This window comes from Streptomyces sp. SolWspMP-5a-2, assembly GCF_900091845.1.
Classification (GTDB): Bacteria; Actinomycetota; Actinomycetes; order Streptomycetales; family Streptomycetaceae; genus Streptomyces; species Streptomyces doudnae.
Genome location: NZ_FMCI01000025.1, coordinates 1 through 9,064 on the forward strand (window position 1 = coordinate 1; position 9,064 = coordinate 9,064).

8 protein-coding genes and 1 pseudogene are annotated in these 9,064 nt (G+C 72.8%); 3 read left to right on the forward strand and 6 right to left on the reverse strand.

Translation table 11 applies throughout. From position 1 onward, the window contains the following. Positions 1-159 precede the first annotated feature (159 nt). Positions 160-1,443 carry an ROK family protein gene (locus GA0115242_RS01360; RefSeq protein ID WP_093823596.1) on the forward strand — a complete coding sequence of 428 codons (1,284 nt, stop codon included), beginning with the start codon at positions 160-162 and terminating at the stop codon, positions 1,441-1,443. Positions 1,444-1,623: 180 nt separating this feature from the next. Here the strand turns inward: GA0115242_RS01360 and GA0115242_RS01365 are convergent, their stop codons facing one another. Both GA0115242_RS01365 and GA0115242_RS01370 read right to left on the reverse strand, forming a co-directional pair. Continuing rightward, a complete protein-coding gene (locus tag GA0115242_RS01365) occupies positions 1,624-2,586 on the reverse strand; it encodes an SDR family NAD(P)-dependent oxidoreductase (RefSeq protein ID WP_093823598.1) in 963 nt (320 codons plus the stop codon). A 333-nt stretch (positions 2,587-2,919) separates the two neighbouring features. Beyond that, a complete protein-coding gene (locus GA0115242_RS01370) occupies positions 2,920-3,936 on the reverse strand; it encodes a PHP domain-containing protein (RefSeq protein WP_093823600.1) in 1,017 nt (338 codons plus the stop codon). A 120-nt stretch (positions 3,937-4,056) separates the two neighbouring features. Between GA0115242_RS01370 and GA0115242_RS01375 the strand changes: the two genes are divergently transcribed. Next, positions 4,057-4,293: a hypothetical protein gene (locus tag GA0115242_RS01375; RefSeq protein WP_093823602.1), complete on the forward strand. Its 237-nt coding sequence runs from the start codon at positions 4,057-4,059 to the stop codon at positions 4,291-4,293. 30 nt (positions 4,294-4,323) lie between these two features. On the opposite strand, the gene GA0115242_RS01380 is transcribed toward GA0115242_RS01375, so the two are convergent. From GA0115242_RS01380 to GA0115242_RS01390, 3 genes and pseudogenes are all read right to left on the reverse strand, one after another. After that, complete coding sequence (locus GA0115242_RS01380) at positions 4,324-5,574, reverse strand: RICIN domain-containing protein (protein ID WP_093823604.1); 1,251 nt, start codon at positions 5,572-5,574, stop codon at positions 4,324-4,326. A gap of 346 nt (positions 5,575-5,920) precedes the next feature. Then, positions 5,921-6,469, reverse strand: a pseudogene (locus tag GA0115242_RS01385) (VanZ family protein); the annotation flags it as partial. Positions 6,470-6,571: 102 nt separating this feature from the next. Further along, on the reverse strand, positions 6,572-7,234 hold the full coding sequence (locus GA0115242_RS01390; protein WP_093823609.1) for a DUF4230 domain-containing protein: 663 nt from the start codon (positions 7,232-7,234) through the stop codon (positions 6,572-6,574). A 186-nt stretch (positions 7,235-7,420) separates the two neighbouring features. Here GA0115242_RS01390 and GA0115242_RS01395 point away from each other — a divergent pair, with 186 nt between their 5' ends. Continuing rightward, positions 7,421-8,374: a ribose-phosphate diphosphokinase gene (locus tag GA0115242_RS01395; RefSeq protein WP_093823610.1), complete on the forward strand. Its 954-nt coding sequence runs from the start codon at positions 7,421-7,423 to the stop codon at positions 8,372-8,374. A gap of 33 nt (positions 8,375-8,407) precedes the next feature. On the opposite strand, the gene GA0115242_RS01400 is transcribed toward GA0115242_RS01395, so the two are convergent. Continuing rightward, complete coding sequence (locus GA0115242_RS01400; protein WP_093823612.1) at positions 8,408-8,788, reverse strand: anti-sigma factor antagonist; 381 nt, start codon at positions 8,786-8,788, stop codon at positions 8,408-8,410. Between the last annotated feature and the right edge of the window lie 276 nt (positions 8,789-9,064).

The following is a 9,064-nucleotide window of genomic DNA, read 5'->3' on the forward strand; positions in this document are numbered from 1 at the left end:
CCGAACGGCCGTGCCCCGTCCGGGCGCGGCCGTCCGGCGTGATCGGCGCGCCGCCCGCCCGCTCTTAGCTCACAGCGTGAACTAAGGGTTGGAGGAAAGTCGCGCGGGCCCGGCACTCGGGGGTATGTTGCAGGTCGAACAGGGTGCGAAGGGAGCCACATGGCGGGGCGGAACGGGCGCACGGTACGCGACCTCAGAAGGGCCAACCGCACGGCCGTGCTGCAACGGCTCTACTTCGACGGACCCCTCAGCCGCTTCGAACTGGGACCGGCCACCGGCCTCAGCTCCGGCTCGGTCAGCAACGTCGTCTCGGACCTGGTCACCGACGGACTGGTCGAGGAGGCGGGCAGCGTCGACTCCGACGGCGGCCGCCCGCGCACCCTGCTGCGGGTCGCGCCCGGCAGCGGCCACATGATCGGCGTCGACGTCGGCGAGACCCGGGTGCGGATCGAGCTGTTCGACCTCACCCTCACCGAACTCGCCCGCGCCGAACGCCCCTTGGCGCAGCGCCGCTACGAGGTCGAGGGCATTGTCGGCCACATCCGCGACGGCGTCGCCGAGGTGCTGGCCGGGGCCGGGATCGCCCCCGAGCAGCTCCTGGGCGTCGGCATCGGCGTCCCCGGCATCGTCGAACGCACCCCCGACCGGGGCGCCGTCGTGCACGGCCAGACCATCGGCTGGTACGACGTCCCGCTGGAGAGCCTGCTCCGCGCGACCTCCCAACTCCCCGAGTCCGTGCCGTACTTCATCGACAACGGCGCCAAGACGCTCGGCCAGGCCGAGATGTGGTTCGGCGGCGGACGCGGTGCCCGCAACGCCGTCGTCGTCCTCTTCGGCTCCGGTGTCGGCGCCTGCCTGGTCACCCCGGAGGTCGAGCACGGCCGCGCCGTCGAGTGGGGGCATCTCACCGTCCGGGTCAGGGGGCGCCGCTGCCGGTGCGGCGCGCTCGGCTGCCTGGAGGCGTACGCGGGCGCCGAGTCGCTCATCGAACGCTGGCGCGAGGAGGGCGGCCGTCCCCCGGCCGACGAGGAGACGGCGCTGACCGCGCTGCTCGCCGCCGCCTACCCGCCCGAGGGGACCGAGGCCGACCCGGTGGCCCTGGCCGTCCTGGAGGAGACCGCCGAGTACCTGGGCGCCGGGCTCTCCGACCTGATCAACCTCTTCCAGCCCGAACGCATCCTCATCGGCGGCTGGGCGGGCCTCCAGCTCGGCTCCCGCTTCCTGCCCTCGGTCCGCAGGTACGCCATGTCGTACGCGCTGCGCCACCCCGCCGAGAAGGTCACCGTCGACCTCGGCAGGCTCGGCCCGGACGCGGTCACCGTCGGCGCCGCGATCCTGCCGCTGGCCGACTTCTTCGCCCGGGGCGGCCGGCGCGCCGAACCCGCCCCCGAGGGCCCGGCCCCCGCATGGCGCACCGCGATCGAGGACCGCGCACCGCACTGACCGCGCCCCACCCCGCCGGGAGCCGACGGGGCGGAAGCCCGGGGCGCGGGAGCGCAGGGGCCTTCCGGCCGTCCGGCGGGGTCGTGCCGTGAGGTGACGCCATGGGGGCGTGCGGCGGGGGAGTGCAGCGAGTTCACGCCGCGGCGAAGGACCCCCACAGGGCCCTCCCGGGAGCGGCCGTCAGTCGGTGGCGAAGGCGTCCACGCCCGTGCGCCGCGCCGACTCCGCCCACAGCCGGGCCGCCTGGTCCGGGTCGACCGCCCATGCCTTCACGCCGGTGCGCTCGCCGTCCTCAGGGGCGGGCCCGGCGACGTCGCAGTCCTCCAGGTAGAGGCCGCCGAGGCCGTCGAGCAGGGGCGAGGTCGCCGCCCACACCTGGGTGGCGGCGCCCTGCGGCGGGGTCTTGAAGCCCTCGGGGTCGAGCGGGGTGCCGTTCTCGTCGATCCAGCCGCGCTCGACCATCTCCTCCTTGGGCAGGTGCCGTTGGAGCGGGGTGAGGATGCCGCCGGGGTGCAGCGCGAAGGCGCGGACCCCGGCGGCCTCGCCCAGCCGGTCGAGGTGGACGGCGAAGAGCACGTTGGCCGTCTTGGCCTGGCCGTACGCCTCCCACTTGTCGTATCCCCGCCGCCAGTCGAGGTCGTTCCAGCGGATGCCGGAGAAGTGGTGGCCGCGGGAGGAGACCGAGACGACGCGGGCGCCGCCCGGCGCGATGGCCGGCCAGAGCCGGTTGACGAGGGCGAAGTGGCCGAGGTGGTTGGTGGCGAACTGGGCCTCCCAGCCGGGCCCGACCCGGGTCTCGGGGCACGCCATGATCCCGGCGCTGTCGATGACGATGTCGATGCCGCGGCCGGTGGCGAGGAACCGCTCGGCGAAGGCGCGCACGCTCTCCAGGTCGCCGAGGTCCATCTCGTCCACCTCGACCCCGTCGAGCCCGGCGAGCGCCTCCTCGGCGGTGGACCGGCGCCGCGCCGGGACCACGACCCGGGCGCCCGCCCCGACGAGCGCGCGGGTGGTCTCCAGGCCGATGCCGGAGTAACCGCCGGTGACGATCGCGAGCCTGCCGGTGAGATCGATGCCCGCCAGGACCTCGTCGGCGGTGCTGGTCGCGCCGAAACCGGACCCGATGCTGTGCTGTTCAGTCATGTCCAGAACGCTACGGACTGGAGTGCTCTCCAAGTCAAGCGCGGGCCCGGCGCCGCGCGGGCGGCACCGGGCCCCGGCAGAGGAAAGCCCCGACCGGACGGGGGAATCACGGTCGGGGCGGTCGAGGTGTGGGCGCGGACGGCGGTCGCCTCTCGGCGAATGGCTCCACAGGGCTTCAGCCGAACGATCGTCCCTGTGGGCGGAGGGTGAGGCCCGGGGACACTGTTCCGTCCGCTCCCACGGTTGGTTCAACGGAGAACCACCCCCCGTTGTTCCTGGCCGTCCCGCCTGACCCCGTGACCTGAGTCACCCCCCGGCCGGGCGCCCGGCCGGTCACGCGCCCCGGCTCCAGGCCAGCAGCCGGTCTGCGGGCCAGGTCGTCACCACCCGGTCGGCGGGCACCCCGCACTCCTCGGCGCGGGCGCAGCCGTACCCCTGCCAGTCCAGTTGCCCCGGCGCGTGCGCGTCCGTGTCGATCGCGAAGAGGACCCCGGCGTCCACGGCCCTGCGCAGCAGCCTGCGGGGCGGGTCGAGCCGCTCGGGCCTGCTGTTGATCTCCACCGCCGTGCCGGTCTCCGCACAGGCCGCGAAGACCTCGTCGGCGTCGAACAGCGACTCGGGCCGCTCGCGCCCGCCGAGCAGCCGTCCGGTGCAGTGGCCGAGGATGTCGGAGCGCGGATCGCGGACGGCGGCCACCATCCGGCGGGTCATGGCGCGGGCGTCCATGCGCAGCTTGGAGTGGACGGAGACGACCACGACGTCGAGCCGCTCCAGCAGCTCGGGCTCCTGGTCCAGGGCGCCGTCGTCGAGGATGTCGCACTCGATGCCGGTGAGCAGGCGGAACGGTGCCCAGGAGGCGTTCAGGGCGGCCACCTCGTCCAGCTGGGCGCGGAGCCGTTCGGGTGACAGCCCGTGGGCGACGGTGAGCCGGGGGGAGTGGTCGGTGAGCACCGCCCACTCGTGCCCGAGCCGGGCCGCGGTCCGCCCCATCTCCTCGATCGGGCTGCCGCCGTCGGACCAGTCGGAGTGCAGATGGCAGTCCCCGCGCAGCAGCGCCCGCAGCCGCTCGCCGCCCCGCAGGTCGGGCGCGGCCCGCGCGTCCTCGTCCTCGGCCCTGGCCAGGTAGGCGGGCACCTGTCCGGCGAGGGCCTCCCGCACCACCTGCGCGGTCTTCGGGCCGACGCCCTTCAGCGACTCCAGGGAGCCGTCCCCGGCCCGCGCGCGGACCTCGTCGGCGGGCAGCGCCGACAGCACCCGGGCGGCCCCGCGGAACGCCCGCACGCGGTAGGGCGGCGCCAGGGACCGTTCGAGCAGGAAGGCGATGCGCTCCAGCGCCTCGACGGGGTCCATGGCCGCCTCCTCCGGTCGGTCCCGGCGGTCACGGGCGGGGCGCCCACCCGGACCGGATCGATCAGAATCAGGACCAATCCGATCATTCGTGACGACGGGATGCGTTCTAGGCTCTATTGCATGACCGAAATCGCGAGCCCGCACCTCTCCCGTCCGCGGATCATGGTGCTCGGGGTGCAGCCGGGCAGGCCGCCGTTCCGGATCGTCGAGATCGACGGCGAGGTGGTGGGCGAGGCGACGACCCTCACGGACGTGCTCCGGGCCGCCGCCGTGCGCGGCATCACCATCCACGACCTCGACGACCCGGAAGTGGTCCGCTGGGTGGGCGGCGACAAGTTCACCTGGCAGCCGCGGTAGGGCGGGCCCCGCCCGGGACCGCCGTCCGGCTCAGCCGACCGTCCACTTCTGGTTGGCGGCGCCGGTGCAGGTCCAGATCTGCAGCCGGGTGGCGTTGGCGGAGTTGTTGCCGGTCACGTCCAGGCACTTGTTCGCCTGCGGGTTGACGATGTCGTGCGCCCCGGTGACCGTCCACTTCTGGTTGGGGCTGCCCGCGCAGTCCCACAGCTGCACCGTCGAGCCGTCCGCGGTGCCGTTGTCCGTGACGTCCAGGCACTTGCCCAGGGCCCGGACGGTGCCGTCCGCGCCCACGGTCCACTGCTGGGCGCCGGTGCCGTTGCAGTCGTAGAGCTGGACGGGGGTGCCGTTGGCCGGGTTCGCCGCCGCCACGTCGACGCACTTGCCCGCGAGGCCGCGGATGGCCGAGCCGCCGGGCGCGGAGTCGCCGGTCGTCACCGACACCGAGTCCACGAGGAGCTGCTGCGGGAACGCGGTGGAGCCGTCCGGGTCACCGGGCCAGTAGCCGCCCACCGCGAGGTTCAGGATCAGGAAGAACGGCTTGTTGAACACCCAGCTCCGGCCGCCCAGGTCGGCGGGGGTGCGGCGCTGGTAGACGGTGCCGTCGACGGACCAGGTGATCGAGTCCGGCGCCCAGTCCACCGCGAAGGTGTGGAAGGCGTCGGCGAACGCCTGGCCGCCCGGCAGCGAGTACCCGGCGCCGATGCCGCCCGAGCCGGAGTAGCCGGGGCCGTGGAGGGTGCCGTGCACGGTCGACGGTTCGAAGCCGACGTTCTCCATGACGTCGATCTCGCCCGAGTCCGGCCAGTTGACCGGCGTGCCCAGCATCCAGAACGCCGGCCACATGCCCTGCCCGCGCGGGATCTTCATCCGCGCCTCGACGTGGCCGTACTGCGCGTTGAACTTCCCCGCCGTGTTGAGCCGGGCCGAGGTGTACTGGCATGTGCCGTACCAGCACTGGTAGTTGGACGGGTTCTCCCGGCGGGCCGTGATCACCAGATGGCCCTGCCCGTCCAGCGCCGCGTTCTTCGCGCCGGACGTGTAGTACTGCCGCTCGTGGTTGTTGACGTTGTCGCCGGTCTCGATCTGCCACTTCGACCCGTCGACGGCGGCGCCCGCGGGCCCGTCGAAGGTGTCGGAGAAGGCGACCGCGGCGGCCGCGGTGGGGGCGGCGGCCGACGTCGCCGGGCGGGCCTCGGCGGCGGGACCGGTCGCGACGGACGCGACGAGGACGGCGGGCAGGGCGGCGAACAGGCATCTGCGCAGCAGGCGTGGAGAGGCCACGGAAGTTCCTTCCGGCGGGGTGGGGGGTGAAGGACGTCGCCTCTTGATTTAAGAAGTGAGATAAGGAAAGCGTCAAGCCCCTGGTCCATACCAGGGACTTGACGCTCGGAGTCCGTTCCGGTCAGGCGTTCTTCGTCCGCTTCAGGGACTTGGGCAGCCTCGAAGCCCTCGACGCCTTCGTGTTCTTCGCGGTCTTCGTGTCCCGCGACGCCTTGGACGTCCGCGACGCCCAGACGGGCCGCGAGAGCTTCGAACCGGACTTCTTGAAGCGGGACGTGCCGGACGTGCCGGTCCTGCCGCTCTTCGCGCGCGGCGCCGTCGCGGCGGGTTCCTCCGCCGGGACCGGACGCCGCCTGCGCGCGTGCACCGCCCGCCCCATCCGCCGGCCGAGCAGCAGGTAACCGATCAGCGCGCCCGAGGTGTTGAGGATGACGTCGTCGATGTCGAAGGAGCGCCCGGTGATCAGCGCGCCCTGCGCGAACTCCACCGTCAGCATCACGATCGCGGTGAGCAGCAGCACCCGCAGCAGACCCCGGGCGCGCGGCGCGAGCACCGGCACCAGGATGCCGAACGGCACGCCCAGCACGATGTTGCCGCCGATCTGCTTCACCGCGTCCCGCATCTGCGGCTGGTCCAGGTAGGCGCGCAGCGAACTGCCCGGGTGCAGGTTGGTGTGGATCAGCGACACGGAGGCCGGGGACGGCTGCAGGGTCAGCTTGGCCAGCACCACCGCGAACGCCACCATGAACCCGAAGGCGATCAGCATCGCCAGCAGACGCACCGGGAGGGGCAGCACGTGCCGCTCCCGCTCGACGACCGGCGCCTCGTCGCCGCCGTCCCGCCTCGATGCGCGCCGACGCCATCCGCCGCGCGGCCTTGTCTCTGCCCGGGTCATGTCCGTCCTCCGGTCGTGGTGTTCCTCAACGTCCCCGTGTCGAGGGGCGGTTACCCGGGAACCGGCCGAGGATGCGGTGCCCGGGGCACGTGCCGCGGACGGTCATGATCCGTAGCTGACGTGCACCTCCTTGAAGCCCAGCGAACGCAGCAGACCCTGGAGCATCTCGGTCGTGTTGGTCTCGGCGCGGGTCGTCAGACCGCTCTCCTTCGCCGCGTCCCCGATGTGCTTGACCGCGACCTTCTGCACGGCCTGCTCGCTGTTCGGGTTGTCGGAGAAGAAGTCGCCGAGCCGGTCCAGCAGTCCGCGCTGCTTGGAGACCGCGTACGAGCGGTCCGGGTTCAGGGCGGGCTTGCCGAGGGCCGCGTGCGGCAGCCGCAGGGTGGCCTCGGTGCGGTCCTTGTCGACCTTCACGTCGTCCTCGCCGAGCTTGCCGAGGTCCACGTAGGCGTCCACGGTCCCGGCGCCCACGTACAGGACACGGGAGCCGCGGATCGCGTCGGGCAGGTACTTGCTGTCCTTCTCCAGGTCGACGACGACCTGGAAGTTGCCGGACGCGGCGTCGTAGCGGCTCATGTCCTGGATGGACTGGAGCAGCGTGGGCCCGGTGCGGTCGTGCGTCTCGGTCCCGAAGAGGTTGTTCAGTCCCGGCAGCACGCTCAGCACTATTCCCGCGAACAGCAGCACGAGCACCAGCACGACGGCGCACACCGCCTTCGCCCAGCCGGGCATCCGCCCGGACGCCCGCTTGATGGGAGTCGTCATGGTGACGGCCCTCCTTCCTACCGACCACATGCCCCTCAAGCCCCTTGTCAGACCGCCCTGTTGCCGGATCGGGACAGAGGCCGCCGGAATGTGACCGGACCCGCGCGACGCCCCTGGTCCCCGCGCGGCGCGCGGGACGATCAGTAGCATGAGGGCGACCCGTTCCGATCGTGCGAGGAGCACATCGTGCGCGACATCTCCGTGTTCAGCGGCAGCGCCCATCCCGAACTGGCCGCCGAGGTCTGCGCCCACCTGGGGGTTCCGCTCAGCCCGACCCGGGTGAGCCGGTTCGCCAACGACTGCCTGGAGGTGCAGCTCCAGGCCAACTGCCGGGAACGGGACGTCTTCCTGATCCAGCCGCTGGTCAAGCCCGTCCAGGAGCACCTGGTCGAGCTGCTGATGATGTGCGACGCGGCGCGCGGGGCGTCGGCCGGGCGGATCAGCGTCGTCATGCCGCACTACTCCTACGCGCGCTCCGACAAGAAGGACGCGCCCCGGATCTCGCTCGGCGGACGGCTGGTCGCCGATCTGCTGGTGGCGGCGGGTGCGAGCCGTGTCCTGGCCATGACCCTGCACGCGCCGCAGGTGCACGGGTTCTTCTCGGTGCCGGTCGACCACCTGCACGCGCTGCGGGAGCTGGCCGCCTGGTTCCGCCGCTACGACCTCAGCCGCACCACCGTCGTCTCGCCCGACCTCGGCAACGCCAAGGAGGCCGCCGCGTTCGCCCGGATGATCGGCGCCCAGGTGGCGGCCGGTGCCAAGCAGCGGTTCGCGGACGACCGCGTCTCCATCAGCTCGGTGATCGGCGAGGTGGCCGACCGGGACGTGATCGTGCTCGACGACGAGATCGCCAAGGGCAGCACCGTCATCGAACTCCTGCAACGGCTGCGGGAGTTCGGGCCGCGCTCGATCCGGATCGCCTGTACGCACGGGCTTTTCGCGGGCGGCGCGCTCAAACGGCTCAGCGACCAGGAGGACGTGCTGGAGATCGTCTGCACCAACACGGTCCCGGTCCCCGCGGCGGAGCACACGGACAAGCTGCGGGTGCTGTCCATCGCCCCGGCGCTGGCCGAGGCGGTACGGCGGATCCACAACGGGGAGTCGGTCAGCGCCCTGTTCGACGCGCCCCGGGACGCGTAGGCGCCGCGGGACACGGGCGCCGGGTCCCGGCCGTCACAGGGAGCCGGAGGCGGCGCCGGGGCGTTCCAGGGCCGCGTCCAGTGTCGGGTGGGGAGGCAGCAGCCGGGCGAGGCCGGTGACGCGCAGGATGCGCAGGGTCAGCGGGTGGGCGCAGACGAGCCGCAGTTCGCCGTGCTGGTCCAGCACCCGGGCGCGGGCCCGGTAGAGCAGCCTGAGCCCCGAGCAGTCGAAGAAGTCGACCCCGCCGAGGTCGATGACGAGCCGGACGCCCGGGTGGGCGGTGAGCCGGTCCAGGTGCGGGGAGATCTCCACCGCCGCCGCGATGTCGATGTCCCCGCGCAGCTCCAGCACCGTGTGCCCCCGGTCCTGGTGGACGCGGACATGACGGGCCGGGCGCGCAGGATCCTGCCGCACGACGACATCGCCTCCATCCAGCTCCGCGCGAGGCGGCCGCTCAGGTCACCGGGGTACGGGGTGACGTCCTGTGCGGAGCCCGAGAGCGCAGCCATGTGCCCGGGGCGGGGCAAGCGCAGATCGGTTCCCCGCCCAGCAAGTTACCCCCGATGGAATGAATTTGAGCATGTTCGATTGACATATGTCTGTGAACTGGATCCGCGAGTCGCCAAAAGATCGGACCGAGCGGGCGGGAAGCGGAGGCGGAGCCGGCCAGCCGCGCGGACGGACGCGGGG